Source organism: Brumimicrobium oceani (assembly GCF_003143775.1).
GTDB classification, from domain to species: domain Bacteria; phylum Bacteroidota; class Bacteroidia; order Flavobacteriales_D; family Crocinitomicaceae; genus Brumimicrobium; species Brumimicrobium oceani.
On record NZ_QFRJ01000018.1, the window covers coordinates 26,446 to 47,230 of the forward strand.

At 36.1% G+C, this 20,785-nt stretch carries 22 protein-coding genes; 4 read left to right on the forward strand and 18 right to left on the reverse strand.

Features of this window, described 5'->3' with window-relative positions; translation table 11 throughout:
* Positions 1–62: 62 nt before the first annotated feature.
* Both DIT68_RS15215 and rlmH read left to right on the forward strand, forming a co-directional pair.
* A complete protein-coding gene (locus tag DIT68_RS15215; protein ID WP_146194246.1) occupies positions 63–446 on the forward strand; it encodes a DUF4783 domain-containing protein in 384 nt (127 codons plus the stop codon).
* Positions 443–916 carry a 23S rRNA (pseudouridine(1915)-N(3))-methyltransferase RlmH gene (rlmH, locus tag DIT68_RS15220; RefSeq protein ID WP_109360682.1) on the forward strand — a complete coding sequence of 158 codons (474 nt, stop codon included), beginning with the start codon at positions 443–445 and terminating at the stop codon, positions 914–916. The genes DIT68_RS15215 and rlmH overlap by 4 nt, the downstream gene beginning before the upstream one ends.
* Before the next feature lie 391 nt (positions 917–1,307).
* Here the strand turns inward: rlmH and DIT68_RS15225 are convergent, their stop codons facing one another.
* The 4 genes from DIT68_RS15225 to DIT68_RS15240 all read right to left on the reverse strand — a co-directional run bounded on the left by DIT68_RS15225 (position 1,308) and on the right by DIT68_RS15240 (position 3,421).
* Positions 1,308–1,697: a hypothetical protein gene (locus DIT68_RS15225; protein ID WP_109360683.1), complete on the reverse strand. Its 390-nt coding sequence runs from the start codon at positions 1,695–1,697 to the stop codon at positions 1,308–1,310.
* A 95-nt stretch (positions 1,698–1,792) separates the two neighbouring features.
* On the reverse strand, positions 1,793–2,065 hold the full coding sequence (gene rpmA / locus DIT68_RS15230; RefSeq protein WP_109360684.1) for a 50S ribosomal protein L27: 273 nt from the start codon (positions 2,063–2,065) through the stop codon (positions 1,793–1,795).
* Between the two features lie 47 nt (positions 2,066–2,112).
* Positions 2,113–2,424: a 50S ribosomal protein L21 gene (rplU, locus tag DIT68_RS15235; protein WP_109360685.1), complete on the reverse strand. Its 312-nt coding sequence runs from the start codon at positions 2,422–2,424 to the stop codon at positions 2,113–2,115.
* Between the two features lie 70 nt (positions 2,425–2,494).
* Positions 2,495–3,421: a DMT family transporter gene (locus DIT68_RS15240; protein WP_109360686.1), complete on the reverse strand. Its 927-nt coding sequence runs from the start codon at positions 3,419–3,421 to the stop codon at positions 2,495–2,497.
* Between the two features lie 181 nt (positions 3,422–3,602).
* Here DIT68_RS15240 and DIT68_RS15245 point away from each other — a divergent pair, with 181 nt between their 5' ends.
* Positions 3,603–4,094, forward strand: a complete 492-nt coding sequence (locus tag DIT68_RS15245) for a heavy-metal-associated domain-containing protein (RefSeq protein WP_109360687.1) — start codon at positions 3,603–3,605, stop codon at positions 4,092–4,094.
* 104 nt (positions 4,095–4,198) lie between these two features.
* On the opposite strand, the gene DIT68_RS15250 is transcribed toward DIT68_RS15245, so the two are convergent.
* The 6 genes from DIT68_RS15250 to DIT68_RS15275 form a co-directional block, all read right to left on the reverse strand.
* Positions 4,199–4,672: a hypothetical protein gene (locus DIT68_RS15250; protein ID WP_109360688.1), complete on the reverse strand. Its 474-nt coding sequence runs from the start codon at positions 4,670–4,672 to the stop codon at positions 4,199–4,201.
* Between the two features lie 121 nt (positions 4,673–4,793).
* Complete coding sequence (locus DIT68_RS15255) at positions 4,794–6,386, reverse strand: hypothetical protein (protein ID WP_109360689.1); 1,593 nt, start codon at positions 6,384–6,386, stop codon at positions 4,794–4,796.
* A gap of 33 nt (positions 6,387–6,419) precedes the next feature.
* Positions 6,420–7,085: a hypothetical protein gene (locus tag DIT68_RS15260; protein ID WP_146194247.1), complete on the reverse strand. Its 666-nt coding sequence runs from the start codon at positions 7,083–7,085 to the stop codon at positions 6,420–6,422.
* Between the two features lie 65 nt (positions 7,086–7,150).
* On the reverse strand, positions 7,151–7,816 hold the full coding sequence (locus DIT68_RS15265) for a DUF3575 domain-containing protein (protein WP_109360691.1): 666 nt from the start codon (positions 7,814–7,816) through the stop codon (positions 7,151–7,153).
* A 186-nt stretch (positions 7,817–8,002) separates the two neighbouring features.
* A complete protein-coding gene (locus tag DIT68_RS15270) occupies positions 8,003–8,656 on the reverse strand; it encodes a hypothetical protein (RefSeq protein ID WP_146194248.1) in 654 nt (217 codons plus the stop codon).
* A gap of 46 nt (positions 8,657–8,702) precedes the next feature.
* Positions 8,703–9,380 carry a DUF3575 domain-containing protein gene (locus DIT68_RS15275; protein ID WP_109360693.1) on the reverse strand — a complete coding sequence of 226 codons (678 nt, stop codon included), beginning with the start codon at positions 9,378–9,380 and terminating at the stop codon, positions 8,703–8,705.
* Positions 9,381–9,530: 150 nt separating this feature from the next.
* Between DIT68_RS15275 and DIT68_RS15280 the strand changes: the two genes are divergently transcribed.
* A complete protein-coding gene (locus DIT68_RS15280) occupies positions 9,531–11,072 on the forward strand; it encodes a glycine--tRNA ligase (RefSeq protein ID WP_109360694.1) in 1,542 nt (513 codons plus the stop codon).
* A gap of 621 nt (positions 11,073–11,693) precedes the next feature.
* Here the strand turns inward: DIT68_RS15280 and DIT68_RS15285 are convergent.
* The 8 genes from DIT68_RS15285 to DIT68_RS15320 form a co-directional block, all read right to left on the reverse strand.
* Positions 11,694–11,930 (reverse strand): hypothetical protein, encoded by a 237-nt coding sequence (locus DIT68_RS15285; protein WP_109360695.1) that lies wholly within the window; start codon positions 11,928–11,930, stop codon positions 11,694–11,696.
* 14 nt (positions 11,931–11,944) lie between these two features.
* The gene (locus DIT68_RS15290) at positions 11,945–12,832 is read right to left on the reverse strand and encodes a sterol desaturase family protein (RefSeq protein ID WP_109360696.1); all 888 of its coding nucleotides are present in this window, start codon (positions 12,830–12,832) and stop codon (positions 11,945–11,947) included.
* 398 nt (positions 12,833–13,230) lie between these two features.
* Entirely contained in the window at positions 13,231–14,070 is an 840-nt protein-coding gene (locus tag DIT68_RS15295; protein WP_109360697.1) for a prohibitin family protein, read from the reverse strand.
* Positions 14,060–14,260 carry a hypothetical protein gene (locus DIT68_RS15300; RefSeq protein ID WP_109360698.1) on the reverse strand — a complete coding sequence of 67 codons (201 nt, stop codon included), beginning with the start codon at positions 14,258–14,260 and terminating at the stop codon, positions 14,060–14,062. Before DIT68_RS15300 ends, DIT68_RS15295 begins: the two co-directional genes overlap by 11 nt.
* A 134-nt stretch (positions 14,261–14,394) precedes the next feature.
* Positions 14,395–15,300 carry a hypothetical protein gene (locus tag DIT68_RS15305; protein WP_109360699.1) on the reverse strand — a complete coding sequence of 302 codons (906 nt, stop codon included), beginning with the start codon at positions 15,298–15,300 and terminating at the stop codon, positions 14,395–14,397.
* 128 nt (positions 15,301–15,428) lie between these two features.
* Positions 15,429–17,582: a lamin tail domain-containing protein gene (locus DIT68_RS15310; protein ID WP_109360700.1), complete on the reverse strand. Its 2,154-nt coding sequence runs from the start codon at positions 17,580–17,582 to the stop codon at positions 15,429–15,431.
* A gap of 313 nt (positions 17,583–17,895) precedes the next feature.
* Entirely contained in the window at positions 17,896–18,807 is a 912-nt protein-coding gene (locus DIT68_RS15315) for a hypothetical protein (RefSeq protein WP_109360701.1), read from the reverse strand.
* A 189-nt stretch (positions 18,808–18,996) separates the two neighbouring features.
* Positions 18,997–20,535, reverse strand: coding sequence for a YifB family Mg chelatase-like AAA ATPase (locus tag DIT68_RS15320; RefSeq protein ID WP_109360702.1), 1,539 nt, complete (start codon positions 20,533–20,535; stop codon positions 18,997–18,999).
* Positions 20,536–20,785 lie beyond the last annotated feature (250 nt).

Genomic DNA, 20,785 nt, shown 5'->3' on the forward strand with positions numbered 1-20,785 from the left:
TTTAAGCAGCTCTTGCTATAGGCACAAAATTTGTAGTTGTGCCTTGGAACGAAAAGAAAACAATGAATTATATTATTACATCCATCTTGAGTTTAATTTTTGCATTTAATGCAATTTTCACCATACCGTATCAGGAAGTGGAATCGGCCTTTTCTCAAGGGAACGCAGCGAAAATAATGAATTTGGGAACTACCAAGATGCTCATATCTATTGAGGGGATGGAGGGCGTTTATAGCAAATCTCAAGGAACCCAAGTATTGAATAGTTTTTTTAAAAACAACCCGCCTAAATCTTTCTCCTTTGGCTTTAAAGGTAAAAATAGCGGGGCATCTACGTTTGCCATGGGTGAGTACCGCTCTGGAAATGTTTTTCGCGTAAGTATTAAGTTTAAGAATATGAATACCCAGCATCAAATTGAGTCTATAACGATTAACTCTCAGAAATGAAAATTAAGTTGATTTATGTTGGAAAAACAGGTAAGAAATTTCTCGAGGATGGTGAAAAGGAGTACACTAAGCGATTAAAGCGTTACCTTCCCTTTGAAGTTATAGAGTTGGCGGATATCAAAAATGCCAAAAAACGTTCAGAGGATGAGATTAAAAACCTAGAAGCAGAGGCTATCCTAAAAAATATCAAATCAAACGATGTGCTAATCTTATTGGATGAAAAAGGAAAGGAAATGGGCTCTGTAAAGTTCTCAAATTATCTTCAAAAGCAGTTCAACGCCGGAAGTCAGGGAATAGTATTTGTTATTGGAGGGCCTTACGGATTTAGTGATTCGGTATATCAAAGGGCAAATGATAAACTGTCTCTTAGCAAGCTGACTTTCTCCCATCAAATGATCCGAATGTTCTTTATTGAACAGCTTTATCGAGCGTTAACAATTTTGAAAGGAGAGCCTTATCATCATCAGTAGTTCAATGGATAGTTTTTAATGTTTAGTTATTAAGTTTATGGTTAACGTGATTTGCGCTGGCGGTAGCTTAGGGATACTTGCTAGGCGATCATTTTTTTATTAAATCATATCTTCTGGATTGAGATTTCTCACAAACTTCATTGATCAGCAAGTTGCTCAAGGATTATTAGTAAGGGGTTTCATTTCGGGAAGCTCAGTCGTCGAAGAGTTGTTCTGTTGACTTAGCTTGCCAAGGCAATGAGTTAAAATGAAAATATTTTGAACAGATTGGGATTACAACAAAATAGTTAGGATGTTACTCTATTCGTTAAGCCTTTCATGTCAATAGCCTTAATTTCAATACGGTTGAAATTCAACAGGCTACCCCGCGTTAAACATTAATACTTAAACATTAGTATTTAAAGTACTTCAAGCTATCCAAGCTCAATTCCCAGATTCCTGATTCATTTATAAATGGTTCTTGTGTTACTTGACGGATTTGTTGAACAGAGTTTCCGAATTGCATTCCCTTGGTCGATTTGTTATATTTCACCTTTCCAGTTTGAAAAAATAAGCATTCTTCAAATGGTTCATCTTTATCGCAAGCTACGCCAAAACCGCTGTCTTTTCCGTCTATACTCAAGAAATTTCTTATCGAATCTCCTTTTGTTGGTGAGTAGAATACTGCGGTTCTCCACTGTCCTTTAAACTCCTCGTTATATTTCTCTATGTTTTTAACGTTACAAGAGAGGAAGAACAAGGCTAGGCTTACAATAAAGAGTAGAGAAATTGAGTTTTTCATTTTACTTCAGTTAAAATATTTGCGAAAATAAAGATATAAAAAAAATGCTGTCCGATTTCTCAGACAGCATTTAGAATAATTTTATTTCTTGTAGCTTACGCTTCAGTTTTTTCCTCTAAAGGTGTAACTGATACATAAGAACGGTTGTTTCTTTTCTTTCTGAATTCAACAACTCCTGTAGTCAATGCATACAAGGTGTGGTCTTTACCAATCCCAACGTTGTTTCCTGGGTGGTGTTTAGTACCTCTCTGACGAACAATAATGTTACCTGCGATAGCAGCTTGTCCACCAAATATTTTTACACCAAGGCGTTTACTTTCCGACTCACGACCGTTTTTCGAACTTCCGACTCCTTTTTTATGTGCCATCTTATTTAGTTTTTTTCAATTCTAGAATAAATTCTAAAATCTTTAGTTTATGCTTTAATTCCTGTAATTGTTACCTCAGTAAGGTGCTGACGGTGACCGTTTTGCTTTTGGTAACCTTTTCTTCTTTTCTTTTTGAAGACAATTACTTTTTCTCCTTTCAGGTGACGTTCTACTGTTGCAGAAACTGTTACACCATCTATAGCTGGGGCGCCAACGTTGATTTTATCTTTGTCACCTGTCAATAGAACACGGTCAAAGTCGATTTTATCTCCTTCTTTAGCGTCTAAACGGTGTACAAACAAACGTTGATCTTTTTCAACTTTGAATTGTTGCCCTGCTATCTCTACAATTGCGTACATAGCTAATTTAATTAATTATTAATATTCTATAAAAATTCGGACTGCAAATGTAATGATTTATTTATTAAAATCATAAACCTTCAGTTTTTTTTACAATTTGTTTCTTCATGCTATTGGCTGTAAATATGCCCAATAGAATAATGAACATGGCAAGCACTTGTATCCAACTCAGTATTTCGCCATCAAAAAAGCCAATGATCACTGCGACGATGGGGATGAGGTAGGTCACACTGCTGGCAAACAATGCAGATGTTTTTCCAATGAGGTAATTAAATAATATAAGCGAGAGTGCTGTCCCAAGGATAGCCAAGATGGAAATGTAGATTAAGGCTTTATTCGCATGCTCATTTTCCATGATCGTGGCTGGTGTGTCGAAATAAAAGAATAGAAAAAGCGCCGGTAAAATGGCAAAAACAAAGGCAACTGCGGTTACTTTTAACGGTTGTAAATGGCTTAGGTTATAACGCATGGTGTTGGTGCTAAGTCCGTAGCACAAGGTCGCGAAAACAACAGCCATTACATGTAGATAGGTGCCTGAAGTATCTACGACGGAAACTCCGTTCACTAGTATGACGATTCCTATTGTTCCTATCAAAACGCCAATCACTTGCATACGGTAAAGTTGCTGACGAAAGAATGAAGCGCCAATAATTAAGGTGAAAATGGGAACCATGCTGTTCAACATTCCAGCATAACCAGAACTAATTCCTGTTTCCGCATAAGTGAATAAAAACGCGGGAATAAAGCTACCTGCTAGCGAAACAACGGCCAGGCTAATACCTATTTTGTAGGATGTAATGATTTTTAGCGAACGCAAGCCCAGAGGAAGTAGAGCAGTGGAAGCGAATAACATTCTCAATGTTCCCACTTGATTGCTGCTAAAAATTAAATCTCCGGTGGCTTTGTCTATCATTCCACGTTTCATTAAAATGAACGAACTTCCCCACACGGTTGCAAGCAGAATGAGGATTGCCGAATACTTGAGGTTTGCTTTCATTCTGCAAAATTAGTAGATGATTTTAAATTTAGGGCGAATTACTTTTTAAAGCTTTTCTTACGTCTCATTTTATTGTAATTCTGAGGTTAATTATGTTAAAAAATGAACTGCTAACGAACTAAAAATTAAATGATTTGTTCTCTATAAATTGTTTATGTATTTTTGTTAAAATTTGTTACTCATGAGGAACTTTGTATTTTTATCGGTGTTACTATCTTTTCTGTTTGCTTGTGAGGCTAACGAAAAAGTAGAAAATGAATTCGTTGACGAAAAAAGTGTTTCACCCACGCATGTGGCGACCTTCGAAGTAGAAGGGATGATGTGCAAAAAAGGATGTGGTTCCGCAATTAGAAAAAGTCTTTATGAGACAGGCGGAGTTTCGGAAGTGGAAGTTACTTTTAATGAGGGAAACCCTACCAATGAAATAAAAGTACTTTTTGATATCAAGAAAACATCAACTGAAAAAATGATTTTCGTTATTGGTGATTTAGCGGAAAGTCGCTATTCTGCTAGATTAAAAAAAGTTACAGAATCAACAATTGCACCAATGAAAGTCAATAATGACAGTAAGCCAAACAAGCATAAAGTTCAAGATATACCTACAAGAGAAGTCTCTTCCAAAAGCTTTTCTTTCCCGAATCTCACGAAGTTGTTGAATGGGTTGATTAACTAGGTTTTTCCCGCAGATCTCGCAGATTCCCGCAGATGTTTTTTGGTTCGCTAGCGCTCTCTTTTTCTTCCGCAGATTTCGCAGATTTTCGCAGATGTTTTGGTTCGCTAGCGCTCTCGTTTTTTCCTCGCAGATTTTTTTGCGTCCCCACGTAATTCTCTTTTCTTTCTTCCTCTTATCTGTGAAAACCTTTTAAGTGCCTCGGCGCTTCTGCATACCTTTTTCTCTTTTTGTTTTTCTCTGCGTATCTCTGCCCCTCTGCGCATCTCTGCGTAATTCTTTTCTCTCTTTTTATCTGCATATCTCCGCGTAATCCTTCCCTTCTTCCTTTTTCTCTTCCCTGCGCGCTCTGTGAAAACCCTCCGTGAAACTTTGTGAAAATCCTTCAAGTACCACCGGCGCTTCCGCATACCTTTTTTCTCTTTTTTTTCTTTGCGTATCTCTGCCCCTCCGCGCATCTCTGCGTAATTCTTTTCTCTCTTTTTATCTGCGTATCTCCGCGTAATCCTTCCCTTCTTTCTTTTTCTCTTTCCTGCGCGCTCTGTGAGAACCCTCCGTGAATCTCTGTGAAAATCCTTCAAGTGCCACTGGTGCTTCTCCCAAGACCTCCTTTCATTGAATGCCTATCCTCCCCAAATAAAAAGCCGCTCAAGAAAGAATCTCGAACGGCTTTAGTAATCCTAAATCTGGTTTATGAATACCTTATCTCAAAATAACATTCGTAAATCTATTCTTCTTTTTTCCTTTCGAATAAAGCACAAGATTATTCTGCTTTCCTTTTGGACTTGCGCTGGGTACTAAATAAACTTTCGATTTTTTATCACCAAATAATGGCGTTTTAGAAGCTGTTCCGTCTTCCTCAAACTTTACCAAAACGACCTTAGACTTTTTAAGTTTTAAAGCCTTAATGTTGTCACCAACTAAAATGTTTGAGGTTTCATTGTTGTCATTGTAGATAATATTTAAAGAGTTGTCATCATTAATTCCTGTTACAATTCCTGAATAAATACCATCATCATTTATCGAATATTGCTTTTTGGCTACTTTCGAATACCAGTCAACCGAGTTGTCCTCTAATACACTAATCACCATTAAATCGTTGTAGTAATAACGGTTGGTATAAGTGACAGTACCATTTGCATTAGTAGTTGTTGTAACGGTGTGTAGATAGTATTCTGCGACCATATAGAATCCGCCACCTTTTTTCATTACAATATCTCTCACTTTATAATAATACAATCTCTCGAATCTATTATTTTTTGAATCTCTGCCTTGCTTGCGGTTTTTCTTACGCACTTGCCTGTCCGTTAAAAACTGTTCCAAATATTCATCTGTGAATTCTTGTGAGTTTACGTTACTGATTTCTTTTGTCTCTGGGTCAATGGTAAAGACAAAAACTCCTCTCGTTGAATTTCCTTTTGTGTCAGAATAGAATCCAGCGCATTGTAGTCTCCCTAAATCATCTGTTTTCATTTGAATTTGACTAATGAATCCAGCATCGTCATTTAAAAAGTTGATGATGTATTCTTGCACATCACTTTCGCCCTTGTATAATGTAAATACGCGCGCTTCTGTTTCAACTGCTGTTCTGAAAATTGTATTTCTTTTAGATTCTTCAATTGCAACTGAAGTAAGCATGTGAAGATTTCCTTTGGCATCTAAATGCGTACGATTAATTCCAAAATCACGTTCCTTAAAAGGGAAATCTATTGTGATATTATCTACTTCTTTAAAATCTTGATCTATGATTAAAAAGTGTCTGGACGCCATTTGTTCTTTGTCAATCTGCGGTGGAGTAGTCTCGATCAAGAAACTTGTCGAATCTGCTGAAATTGAAATATCGAAACTGTTTATTCTTTTTCTTCTTTCATATTCGAATTGAACAAGTTCATAAATTTCCGATTCAAATTTGGCATCTCTTGTAATAATGGTTCCGTAGGCTGTATTTATTCGGTTTCTGCTGTCTTGTTTCTCCATGAATAAATAGATGTTCCCATTCAGATATCTCATTAAAGAGAATTCTAAATCTTTGTCTGGAAGTTCTAATTCATTTCGACTAACAAAGTTCATGTCTTCATCAAAAATCTCAAGAAATTGTCTTCCTTTTCCCAAAAGTTTTAGCTGTTCTTTCAAAACGATTATTCCATCGTCTGCATGATGAACTGAAATGATTCTTTCCTTTTTATAGGCTTTGGTTTCATTTCCAATATGGACTTCTATGTTCTGAGCCTTGCTGAATGGAAGTAGAGTAAAACTAAAAAGCAGTAGGATAAGTTGTAAAAAATTGTGTTTCATGATTTGTTTTTGTTGTATTTAATTGTTGTTTATCTAAAAAATATAACCAATCTTAAATCCAAAATGGATTCTTGGTTTTGTGTTTCTCTTCGTCTCTATTACCCGAAATTCTTCGTTATCAAACAGTTCTTCGGTTGGCGTATTCATTCCTATGCCCACATGAAAGTCAAAGATTATATTGTAATCGTAATAATACACATATCCCATTGTTATTCTAGGCATAGAATACACTCTACTTTCTTCAGCGTCGGCTTCAATAACATAAGGGGCTTCTTCGGTAAAGGCTTCAACTTGTCTTTCCCAATTGTATTTTCTGTATTTGAATTCTGGTGCAATATAAAAATCCTCAAGTGATTGAATAGGGTAGAAACGCAGCGCCGCTGAGAAGCTGTATCCGTATCTAGCGTCGACTGACTGGTCTGATGGCGAAAATGCATTGTCACCAAATAATTCTCCATAATAATCTCCAAATGTTAGCCCAGCGCTTATTTCAGCAGAGAAATAGTCGTTTAAAGCTCTTTCATAGTAAATAGGGAAATCTCCTGTTAATATTTCAAAGATGCTTATTTTGATCACATTTTTTTCAACGGGATTTTCAACACCGTCTGTTTCATTCTCCGCCCCAAAAGTGATGACTCTAGGCTGGGCATACGCAATTGCACTAATTACTGTAAACGCGATTATAATTATTGTTTTCATAATATTCATTAATTTGGATCATAAGATGTATCGAGCAAAACTGTTTCAATTAGATTCGTGATTTTTTAAAAAGCATAAGCTATTTTTAAACCCAAGTTTAATCGTGGATTTGTACCTCTTTTTCGAACTTCCATCATCATTGTTTCTTCATTATATATATTCTCTTTAGCGGTATTCATACCAAGGCCTATGGACCAATCAAGGGAAAGGTTATTGTCATAAAGTATCATCCAGCCAAAGGTGATTCGTGGAATAGTGTATGTTCGATCTTCCTCCACCATTTGCTCATTGTCATAGGGCTCATCAAAGAAATATAAATCGTCATAGGTGATTCTTTCCCAATTGTATTTTCTGTATTTAAACTCTGGAGCAACGTAAATTCCTTCCAGCGCTTCAATAGGATAAAAACGAATTGCCGCCGTGAAGCTGAATCCCATTTTAGGAGTCACAAAATTGTTAAAGGGCGAATAGAGGTCTATGTAATTTACGAGTCCATATAAATCAGCGTTGGTCATTCCTATTCCCACTTCGGCCGTAAGTTTTTCTGTTAAAATACGCTCGTAATAAATGGAGAAGTCTCCTGCAACAAACTCAAAAGGATTTAATTTAATAAGATTTTTTGGCGCTGGATTAGTCGGCTCTGTGCCTTCTTCTCCAAAGGTAACCACCCTAGGCTGGGCTTGCACGATGGTCAATATCAAAGTGAAACAAATAAATAGTAGAGCTCTCATTTTGTTAGTTTTATACAAATGAACGAAAATTCAATTGTAAAAAGATATTTTTGATTTGTTTTTTTCCATCCAGATACTATTTGGACACTTTACACACTTCTGTTTTTAGGCGTTACACTTCAAGGGAAAAGAGTGAACACTGTTGTTGAAAAACATAAGAGTGGATTATAGAAGTCACTTTTTCCTCTAAAACAAGTAGCCTATTTTTAATCCTAAATTCACCCTAGGCTTAACGCCTGATTTCTTTTCATCAAGTATAAAACTTTGATTATTGTAGTAAATTTCTTGTACCATGTTTATTCCAAGTCCAAAGTGTGAGTCGAGTGAAAGTTGATTGGTTAAAAACAAGATATAACCAAAGTTTAGGCGTGCAATTGAATGTCTCCTGCTTTCGTCAATAGAACTGATCACTGCGGAATAGTTGGAGGTAAACTCCATCACTTCGCGGTCCCATCTGTATTTTCTGAATTTATATTCGGCTGAAACATAAAAATCTTCAAATAGTTCTGAAGGGTAAAACCGAAGGGCAGCTGCAAAACTAAACCCTATTTTGTTTTCTTCTTTCGAGTTGTAGAAATAAGTGTCTGAACCGAAATCTCCCCAATTATCGCCGGAAGTTATGCCTAGTCCAATTTCAGCAGAAAGTACATTGAGTAAGGCTTTTTCATAGTATAAAGAGTAGTCACCTGAGCTCATAAGCTCCAATAAATTAAATTTAATGACATTGCTTTCTTCTTTCGGTAATGACTCCTCTTGCTCTGAGTCAAAAGTAACAACTCGAGGCTGAGCCTGTGCCAAAGTGACAACTAAAGTGAAGATGATAAAAAGTATTGATTTCATGTTTTTTGTTTTTTGAGTGTTGTCATTTAGGGAAAGAAAAAGGGGATTAGAATGCATATCCTAATTTAAATCCAAGGTTTACTCTTGGACGAAAATTTACTTTCGTGGTCTCCAGCTCCCCTGAATAAGGATTGTAAATTTTTTCAGTAATTGAACTTAATCCAATACCAGTTTGAAAATCAAATTGTATGTTATTGGAGTAGAAGAGAGCATAACCAAATGACAGTCTCGCAATGGAGTGAACTCTGCTTTCGTCAAGGTATAAACCTGGAATGTTAGCATCAGTATCAATGAATTGAGCTTCGTCACTCCAATGGTATTTTCGGTATTTATATTCTGGTGCAATATAGAAACCATCAAATGTTCTTGAAGTATAAAAGCGCAGACCAACAGCGAAGCTATTGCCCATTTTTTTATCAACTGCGTATGCTTCGGGAGCATAAAGTGATGGTGAGAATAAGTGGCCAAAAAAATCATTATATGTTAATCCAGCACCTACTTCAAACGTGAGTTTGTTCGTTAGTTGTCGCTCATAATAAAGTGAGAAATCAGAGGAGAAGAGCTCCCCTAAATTGAGTTTAATGATGTTCTTTTCATCATAAGTTCTCTGTTCTGATTCCTCTACTTCATCACCAAAAGTAACGACTCTTGGTTGTGCTAAAAGAGGTGTGGAATTAGCTACAAAAATGAGCAAGAGAAGAAGAGTGGATTTTATTAGTTTCATAAAGGGAATGGTATGAATCACTAAAAGTAAAGATTTTTGCAGAATAACCCGTTCTTGGGAAGCTTTATGTTTTTATTTATTCCATTACAATTCGCAACTGCGGTTTAAGATTTGCCTTTCCATTCATTTAAATTGTTTAAATTTGCCCTCATGAAAAAGAGTGAAGACAAGCTAAAAGAGGTTATTTCCCACGCCAAAGAGTATGGGTATGTATTTCCATCTTCAGAGATATATGATGGGCTATCAGCAACGTATGATTACGGACAGTTGGGCGTTGAGTTAAAAAACAACATCAAGAAATATTGGTGGTCTGCAATGGTTCAAATGAATGATGAAATCGTTGGTTTGGATGCCGCAATTTTTATGCATCCAAAGACTTGGAAGGCTTCAGGACATACAGAAGCTTTTAATGATCCAATGATAGATAACAAGGATTCTAAAAAACGCTACCGCGCGGATGTTTTGGTGGAAGAATTCATTGAAAAATACCGTGAGAAAATTGCAAAAGATGTTGAGAAAGGCAAGAAACGCTTTGGTGATGATTTTGATGTAGAGCAGTTTTTAGCAACCAATCCTAATGTTAAAAGGAATCAAGCGAAAATTGATGAGCTTGAAGCTAAGCTTGAAACAGTTTTTCAAAGTGGTGATTTAACCCAATTGAAAGCAATGATTGATGATTTAGGAATTGCTTGTCCTGTTTCTGGATCTAAAAATTGGACAGAAGTTCGCCAATTTAATTTGATGTTTTCCACCGAACTAGGTTCTGTAGCAGATGATTCTTCAACAATTTACTTGCGACCAGAAACTGCACAAGGAATATTTGTGAATTTCTTGAACGTTCAGAAAACCGGAAGAATGAAAATTCCATTTGGTATTGCTCAAATTGGAAAGGCCTTTCGTAATGAAATCGTGGCGCGTCAATTTATTTTCCGTATGCGTGAATTCGAACAGATGGAAATGCAATATTTTGTGCGTCCAGGTGAAGAGTTGAAATGGTACGAACACTGGAAAGAAAAGAGAAATAAATGGCATAAAGCACTTGGGCTAGGAGAGGAGTTCTACAGAGATCACGACCATATTCAGTTGGCACATTACGCCAATGCAGCATCAGATATTGAGTTCGACTTTCCAATGGGTTTTAAAGAGTTGGAAGGAATTCATTCTCGAACAGATTTTGACCTTAAGGCGCACGAAGAACATTCAGGGAAAAAATTACAATTCTTTGATCCAGAATTAAAGAAAAGCTATGTTCCTTATGTTGTAGAAACTTCGGTTGGTTTGGACCGTATGTTCTTGGCTGTTTTTAGCGCTTCTTTGAAAAATGAAACATTGGAAGACGGTTCTGAAAGAGTTGTTTTATCTATTCCTCCTGCTTTGGCACCTTATAAAGTTGCGGTGATGCCATTGACCAAAAAAGGTTGTTTACCTGAAAAAGCAATGGAAATTATCGATGAATTGAAATTTGATTTCAATTGTCAATATGACGAAAAAGATTCGATTGGAAAACGTTACCGTCGTCAAGATGCAATTGGTACACCATTCCATGTAACGGTGGATCACCAAACATTAGAAGACAATACCGTAACGATTCGTGATCGTGATACTATGAAGCAAGATCGTGTGGCTATTGCAGATTTACACAGTATTATAGAAGAAAAAGTAAGCTTGAAAAAACTACTTCAAAAAGGATAGACTTTGTAGTAGTAAGTAAAAATTATAGATTTGGAGGAGCCTCGACGATTGCGTTGAGGCTTTTTTTGTTCTAATGTTTTTCTAATGTTTAGTGTTTAATTGTAAAGTTTAACGAGGCTTTGTATTGAATTTCAACTGCGCTGAAATTGAGGTTGCTTTTGATGTAAATACGTCTAGCGCTAACCCCATTGAACCTTAAACTCTAAGCTTAATTACTTAATTACTGAAGTTTTGAAATTGACATTAACACGGTGCAGACTTTCTGTTATGTAAACGTTTGTTAATGAGCGTTTCTCCTTCGGGAGAGGGGAGGGTAAGGATTTTTAAATATAATTTGTGTGTTTTATCTTAAGCTCTAATAAATTAAAATGCGTATCCGATACTTTACCAGTAAATTTAGAGTTAAACTTCAACCCTCCAATAAAACAGAGTTTTATGAAATGTGGTATGTTATTAATTTCAACATATGACAATGTCCAGGATTCATGCCGCAAGAAATCCGTGATTATCGGCGTTGCTAAAACGGTGACTGCGATGCACTAAGCTTGCCGAATGTGAGCATGTAGAAGGCCCGTATCACCCACGTTCCAATAAAGCGCAAACCACGTTAAACATTAACAATTAAACATTACTATTTACCTTCTTCTTCATCACAAAATACTTCACCACCTCAAAAATCAACCAAAGCCAAGGAGCGCCATGCATCACTAAATCAAACCAGTCCATTGCTTGCATACCATTGGCACCGCCTAAAACCCATTTTATTTTACCAAAAAGGTGAGGCTCTGGTGTAAAAGGCGCTAAACCTAATGTCAATGACGCCATTAAGGCTAAAAGGATATTGTTATTCTTGTTCATTATGCTCTCTTCTATTATTTTTCCTTTCTGAAAGGCGCTACTAACTGTTGGAAAAATCCTTTCGGATATACTTCATCGTTATCGAATCCTAGCTCAATATCTCGCCCATCATAAGGAATATAATTTGTTTTGAAAATATAGTCCCAAATACTCAGTGAAATTCCGTAATTCATTCCGTAAGGATGACTTTCTGGAAGTTCTTTGGCGTGATGCCATATGTGCATTTTGGGATTGTTGAAGACATACTTAAGCGGACCATAATCCCAACCCAAATTGGCATGGTTTAAGTGTCCAATAGCCACCGCCGAAGCGTAAACAATGAATGCCAGCTCTAATTGAAATCCAAAAAGCATAGACAACGAAATGTATTTAAAAGAATTATAAACCAAGGTTTCACCGAAATGGTAACGCATGTGGGCAGCGAACCCCATTTCTTTCACGGAGTGGTGAACTTTGTGTATTTTCCAAAGAAAAGGAACGTGATGCAACATTACATGAACACACCACTGAACGAAGTCTGCAATAATAAAAAACAGGAAAAGTTGAACTCCCCAGTGCAAATTGGATAAATCAATCAAATGCCCACCTTCGTAGCCTAGAGGAGCCAATAAGTTGTTGAGAAACTCTACAGTTACCGAAGATAGCGCTACATAGAGCAAAAGGTTGAAAATAAAGAAATTGAAAAACATGTAAAAGGCATCCAGCCAAAAGTCTTTTCTGAAAGCTTTTTGCTCTTTTCTCCAAGGTGCAAGTAGCTCTAATCCCCAAACTACTAAAGAAATAACAATTACGAAATAAAAGAAATTAAAATCTCCCTCTGGAAATGGATTCTTAATCGTCTTCCACAGGTAATTTGCGTAATTGGTATATGTCTTTGTAAATAAATCTATGTATTCGTTCATGATTTAAAAGTAACCTATTTTGATGACAAAAATACAACTTCATCAATCCTCTTTATGTGATAATTGTCACGTATACTAAAGAACTAACAAATTTTGAATGAGATTGTTTTTAATGCTTCTGTTATTGATTTTGCGAATTAGACCGTGCAAGCCCTTGATTTCTGTTACCTTAAATAATCACTTTCTCTTTTTTTATAAGAATGGTTCGGGCGAATTGCAAATTACCCCACGTCTCGACACGAGCCAAACAATCATTGCTCCGCTTTAGTTGCAATGCGGGAATCTTCTTCCTTTAAATCAAAAAAAGCGACCTACCTAAGTAAATCGCTTTTCAAGTATTGAATTCTTGAATTTTCAACGCCGAATCTCTCAACGCAGTTAATCCTAGAATTGTTTTCCTAATTTGACTTCAAAATCGAAACTGCCTTATCTCCGAATACATTATTGCTACCATAAGGTGAGCCTTGGCCATCCCATTTTTCCCATTTTTTTAATTCAATGTATTGTGGGTTTTTTGCAATTTGCTCCGCCTCCAATTTTATCGCTTCAGCCTTAAACCTTGCAGATACAATCAAAGAAGAATCTCCTCTTGCTTTTTCGATTCTTGCATTTGCCAAGTATTCTTGCTCCTTTTGCTTTTCCTTTGCCGTAAGGTTCAGTTGTTTTTGTGTTTCTTTCGCCTCAATCTGAGCCGCAATGTTATCAGGTAAATTCACATCAGCAATCTCAACATAGTTTAAGTTCAAGTAATTCCCTTCGAAATCTCTCTCTAAAATAGCTTCTATTTCTCCCTCCAAAGCCTCTCTTTTTGAAGAGTAAACTTGCTCATAAGTATAACGTCCAATAACGTCTTTTATAGAACCTTTTGCTTTGTCATCAATGAAAATCGTGTAGTTTTCACGGTGTTTCATGTGCAAATTAGCCACTCTTGAAGGAATGATGTTGTAGTTTACTGAAACTTCAACTGTAACATCTGTACCGTTTATGTCCATTACTTTTTGAACATACTGTTTTGATTTATTAACCACTTCATAAGTAATCATTTTATTCCAAGGAAGAATGAAATAGGTTCCCTCTACATACGCTTCATCCTCATTTATACTTGGAGAATTGAAGGGTTTAAATACAAAACCTTGTTCACCGGGCTCAACATCTACCCACGAATTAAAAAATATTACAAATACAATTAAAGCGACTGCTCCAATTGCTACATACCTCACCATTTGTTTAGTTTCCATACCTGTCTTTTTTACCTTTTCTTACGATATAATCGATTGTTAAATATATAATTGAAACCAATGCAATAAGCACCATTACCTTCATGAATGGAGGTGAATTAAACAAAAAACGAATCGAAACATAAATGGAACCACCAATAATGATTGATCCAAAAAGAATTCTAAAGATTTGTCTATTTCTAATATTCATTGACTACAATTGAAGGAGCAAAGATAATATTAATCATTTAGGAAATGTCAATTAGGAAATACGAATTCCATTTTGTCTCCTAATTACGTGGGGTGAAAGTAGGGCGTTCTTCAAAATCGTATCTCCACCTGGACTTATGTTTTTACTTTTCGGTAGAGAGAAAATAAAAGCCTAAACCAAAGTGGAGAGTTGTCCCATGAGTAGGAAAAGTAGGCTTTGTCATTTCCATTAAAGCGTTGATTAAAAAATTGGATTCCTTTTACACGCGATCCACCAAAATCAATTGAGCAGTTTTCGTTAAAGCCATGCGCAATAAAATGATTCATTAAAGCATACATTGCGCCTTGTTCTTGAAGTTCTTCTTGTGCTGTTCCTTTTAAGTACAGTAGTTTATTATTGAATTTCAACCCAATTAAGCCACCTTTCAAATCTTCACCTGCAAAAACGCCAACTTTATATAAAAATCCTTTTTCTTCTGCTTTTTTAATCACTTCAAACAAATGTTCAACATCTTTGGTGCCGTATATCGGTAGTTTTTTGGATAGTTCTTTGGCGATAAGTTTCGAAAGCACTTCTGTATTAATATTTTCCTCTCGAATTTCATAATCCGTCTTTTCAAAGCGTTTAATCATTCTTTTGGCTTGCGTTTTTAGCTTAAAAGAATCTGTATTTACAACTTGGTGAATAAACTGGTGAAAAGACGTTTTGGGAAGAATTGCCGATTTAGCGTGTAAATCTCCTTTCGAATAACGTTTCAACAAGGACTTCTCGAATGCCTCCCAATCAATTTTTGACACATCACCAATTGCTTCAATATAGCGCAGGAATAGGGGAGGGTAAACCCTTGAGATACCACCTTTCCTAACCACACCAACAGGAATAGCAAAAGAAAAATCTTCTGCGACATAAGCTTCCCAGTCGATTGCTGTGGCATCAAGATAAAATGAGTTGACATAGATGCTGACATCCTTCGTTTTTGCAACAAGTTGGTCCCAATCTTTTTTGTTAATATCCTTTTGATTTACCCAGTGTGCTTCCATGACAAATTATCTTCAACAAACTTCTTGAATGGCGAAGATAATTTTTAATTGATAAATAGACGGATTAAAGCAGTACAAAGAAAGTAATTGTTGCTTAGGTCTGAATTGTTTGACTCATTAAGCACCAGTTAGTGAACCAGTATCTTCGTCACAACACCACTTTCTACATTATGCACCAAGAAAAAGCCCTTTTTTGAAAAAGAAATTTGAGCTTTATCTTTTACTTTAAAAACCTTTTTTCCAGAAGTTGAATAAATATGATATTCTCCTTTGCTTGGGAAATGTAAAATCTGAGTATTCGAATCATAATGAATTTCGTCTCTTTCGATTTGAACTGAAATAGTTCCTTTATCATAAGTTTTACCATCATAATCCACCGACTCCAATCGATAGTAATGAATCCCAGAACTAGAGTTTCTGTGCTTAAAATTGTATTCTTTTGGAGTTGTTATTGTTCCAGAACCATCAATCTTTCCAATAGATTGAAAATCATAGCCTGTTTTTGAATGAAAAACTTCGTAATAGTGATTATTGAGTTCTGTAGCTGTTTTCCAGTATAAATCAACCTCTCCATTAATGAATTCTCCTTCAAATTTCAGCATTTTCACAGGCAATGCTACTAAACCACAACTTCCTGTAGAAGATCTCAACATATCTATCCACCCTTGATTGTCTGTGTTGTTCGCAGCGCCAGGTGTTTCATCGGTTGTTAAAACATCATCTGTAGCATCCCCAATACTCCAATTATTTATATTTCTGAAATCACCAGAATTAAAGAATACGTTTGTTTTCTCCATATTTGAACTGCTAATCTTGGTGTTGTCCACACCACCAGTGTTCCCAACGCCATAAGAAACTCCGAAAAAATAATCGCCGTTTGGTTTTCTTGTCTGGGCGACATCAGCGGCGTTGTTAAACCCAATTCTATTTGTGAAGTTGAACAATGTAGGAGGACTATTCACATCCGCACTGTAGGAACTACTATCAGTGTTAGGAAACTCATGTCCTACGCTAAGGTAAGTATCGTTGTTAAAAGGAATAATATAAACTAAATCTAAATTGCTATCTGTTAAATCATCGCTAGGCATGTGTGGATTGTCTCCACCTGTAGAACTGTTGTAAACTACAATTATAGATCCTACTTTAATATTGCTCCATTGTGTATGATCACTGATTTTTAAATGTCCAATTGAAACACCTTCAGAACCAAAATCTCCATTGTTGTCATCAATTATGTAGCCTCTAATATCGCTTGTTCCTCCACATTCACCAGCAACAACTAATTCATAATATTCTTTTGAACCAGTGTGTCCATTAGAAAACTCGTTAAGTAAAATTCCACCAAAATCTGGAATAGTCGGATCACAAGGAGAATTGTTTATTATTTCAATGTTATGACCATTGTTGGAGCCTAAAACTTCCGGGTTATCGCTCACTACTCTAACACGATAAAGAGTTCCTGCATTATAATTTGTTGGTATGGTGATTCCTATACTGCCCGAAGGGTTTACACCATTTAGACTGCTAGATCCAATGATTAAAGGATTTATAAAACTTCCATTTACATCCGATAATTGAACGGTAAATGTATTCCCAGTATTATAAGTACCAACAGAAGTAAAAGAAACAGTTCCACTATAACTCGTGGTGCAATCTACATTAACTGAAGTAGGAACAAATGTTGTAGAAATCGAATTTGGATTACATCCTGGTGCGTCTCCAAAACCAGTCATGACTGTTCCACCTGCTGTTTTATCAAAGCGAGTACTTGGGTCAGTCAAATCTGCTGTAGAACCACTACAAATTCCAGCTTTTATTGAAATATTTTGGTTTTCTGTACTAACTCCACTACCACTCCAATTACTTCCCGGATCGACTCCACATTCTCCTATAACATCTTTTAAAACTCCATCAAGATATAATGTTAAAGCATCATTTCCATTGAATAAAAAGCCAAAAGTTGTAATTCCAGCAATATCACTCCCTGATGAAGCTGCTGTTGTTAAGTCGGAAGTTCCTATTACCCAAACTTGATATGGCCCAAGAATCCCAGAACTTAAAGTTACTTTTAATTCACAAGCCCCTCCATTGGTTCCTTGAAAAACTTCTAAATTTTCAACAGAAAAATCAATTGCAGTTGCAGTATGATTATAAACTTCTATTCCTTTTGGAGTGGATCCAGAACTAGTTTCTATGTACTGACTAATCATTACTTGTCCATTAGCAGAAAAGCCAAGTGTCAGAAAACTGACTAGAAATGCTATGTATAAGAGTGGCTTCATAAGTTAAATGTCGATTAAATAACACTAAAATCAAAAGTGGAATTTAAGTTGTGATAATTCACAATAAGTATAAGTTCTTAACAAACATAATGAAATTGAGCTAAATACGAAGGTTTTTCTGTTTTAAAATCAAATAAAGTCCTAATCTAACTTCAGAAAAACAAAAACCCAAAGAAATGTAAGGTTACATCACTTTGGGCGTTTTGAAAATTATCAATTCACTGTAAATTGTAGAATATAATTTAATCTGTCATAATCTCATATAACTTATTCTCCGTGATTAATTCGTAATTGGAAGATTCATAATTCATAGTTACTTTCCTTCTTTCTCTGCCAATACTGCATCCCCAAATCGTTCATAATTCACCAACCAAGCTGCTGCGTTTTTTACATATCTTCCTGTTCCAGCAGTGTCCCACTTTAGGAATAAACGAGTAAATCCGCCATCAACCAAAAGTCGTTTGCCGTCTTTTTCGTAGGCAGCAGTAACCATGTTTCCTGCAGAACCGTATATGATAGGTGTTAAATCTTTGTGTGCATCAATTGTAGCAATTGTAATTCCTTCATAAATATTTTGAAGTCCGGTGGTAATTAAATGATTTGGCATTATACCAGATTTACTTCCATCTTGTAAAAGGCCAACTGTTTGGTCGCCCATGATATTCCCTTTCATTTCATTTCCTATCAAGTGGTTAGCGATAAAGTTGGCGTCAGCATAATAAGGTTGATTATCTCCCCAAATATACACTCCTTTTCCGCTGTCGAAGTACTTTTTAATAACATTAGCATGTTCTAAATTCAATTTTCGAACGCTCGAAGAAATGATCCATAATTGACAAGACTTGGCCAATGCAGAATCTAAGGCTTCAGGCGAAGGAGGATTATTGATCCAACGATAAACGGAAAATCCTTTTTCCTTTAAAGAAGCAGTAGGTAAAGAAAAATCGAATCCTTCCCCAGTATATAAATGCAAAACAGCAATCGTTTGACCTTCAAAAGCACCATCTACCGCTAGGTCATATTGATTTCCCTCCGCATTTCCGTAACTATCAGCTTCAACTTCTCTTGTTTCAGTTACAACTTTGTATTCCTTGGTATCGGAATCATATCTTTCAACCTGAACTTCTTCTTTAATGACATTTTGTTTTGCCGCTGCATTGTATTGTGATTGAACTCCACCAATAAATAACGCTGCAAATAACCCGGATAATAATAACTTTTTCATAATTCTAGTTGTTTAATTTCCACCTTGTACAACTAACTTTGAAAAGCGTTCATATTTAATTACGAATGGAGGAATTACGAATTACGAATTTGGGTTTGCAAATTCGTAATTCGTAATTGAAAAAATCGTAATTATTTCCCCGATTCATCCCCGTTAAACCTTAATAATTAACCATTAAACATTGAAAAATCATTTCGCCCAATCTTCCCTATCTAAACTTCTAAACTGTATAGCCTCCGAAATATGTGCTGTTGTTATATTTTCTGCTCGCTCAAGATCTGCAATTGTTCTGGCTACCTTTAATATTCTGTCATAAGCCCTTGCTGAAAGCCCTAATCTGTCCATTGCTTGCTTTAAAATTGCATTACATGCTTCATCAATATCACAATATTTCCTCAATTCCTTACTAGACATTTGTGCATTACAATGTGTTTCTTCAGAAATTTTAAATCGTTCTTCTTGAATAAGTCTAGCCTGAACCACACGCTCCCGAATGTCTTTACTGCCTTCATCGGGCTGATGATAAGCCAACTCATCGAAACTAACAGGAGTAACTTCTACATGTAAATCGATTCGGTCGAGTAGTGGACCACTGATTTTATTCAAATAGTTTTGGACAATTCCAGGAGCGCAAACACAATCTTTGTCTGGGTGATTGTAATAACCACACGGACAAGGATTCATTGCCGCAACGAGCATAAAACCAGCGGGATATTCAACCGTAAATTTCGCCCTAGAAATGGTCACGAATCTATCTTCAATGGGTTGGCGCATAACTTCTAAAACTGAGCGTTTATATTCTGGAAGTTCGTCTAAGAATAAAACACCATTGTGCGCCAAGGAAATTTCACCAGGCTGAGGATAACTCCCTCCACCAACAAGTGCAACATCTGAAATTGTATGATGAGGTTTTCTAAAAGGTCTTTCTGTTATCAATCCTGCTCCAGCCTTTACTTTTCCGGCTACAGAATGAATTTTCGTGGTTTCCAGTGATTCATTAATGCTCATTGGCGGTAAAATTGTTGGTAAACGTTTGGCTAGCATTGATTTCCCTGCTCCAGGAGGTCCAATTAAAACAACATTGTGTCCGCCTGAAGCGGCGATTTCAAAGGCTCTTTTGATGTTTTGTTGGCCCTTTACATCTCTAAAGTCAACTGCGAATTCATCTAGTTTATTGTAGAATTCCTGACGAATATCAATTTTTGTAGGTTCCAATCCTTTTCCCTCATTTAAGAAAGTTATTACTTCGTTAATGGTGGTTGCTCCGTAAACATCTAATCCGTCTACAATAGCTGCTTCTCTTACATTTTCTATAGGTAAAATTATTCCTTTGAACCCTTCTTCCTTTGCTTTTAAAGCGATGGGTAACACACCTTTCATGGGCTGTAAACTTCCGTCAAGGGATAATTCTCCTAGTAAAATATAGTCACCTAACGATTCTGTTTTAACCTGCTCGCTAGCTGCCATAATTCCAATTCCTATGGGAAGATCGAAAGTTGAACCTTCCTTGCGAATATCAGCTGGTGCCATATTTACTGTGACTTCTTTCATCGGGTATTTATAACCGTTATTAGAAAGTGCAGCTTTTATTCTTTGTTGACTTTCTTTTACAGCGCTATCTGGTAGTCCAACTAAAATAAAACTGATTCCTTTATCGATATTTACTTCGATGGTGATGGTGGTGGCTTCAATGCCGAATACGGCGCTACCGAATGATTTAACTAACATAATGATTTAGGTTTTAAGTTATAAATTCAAGTCAAATTTCGGTTTTTAGACATCAACCAAAACCTAACCCTAAATTAAGATAGTGAAATAATTGACATTGAAAGGAAAAAAAACTAAAAAAAATTACACTACATGACAAAAATATAACTAATTAAAAATCAGTAAAATAAGCATGGAAACACTTGTTTAAAAGACTGGTATTCAGTATCTTAGATGAATAACTCCACTCATTTATCTATGAAAAAGAATA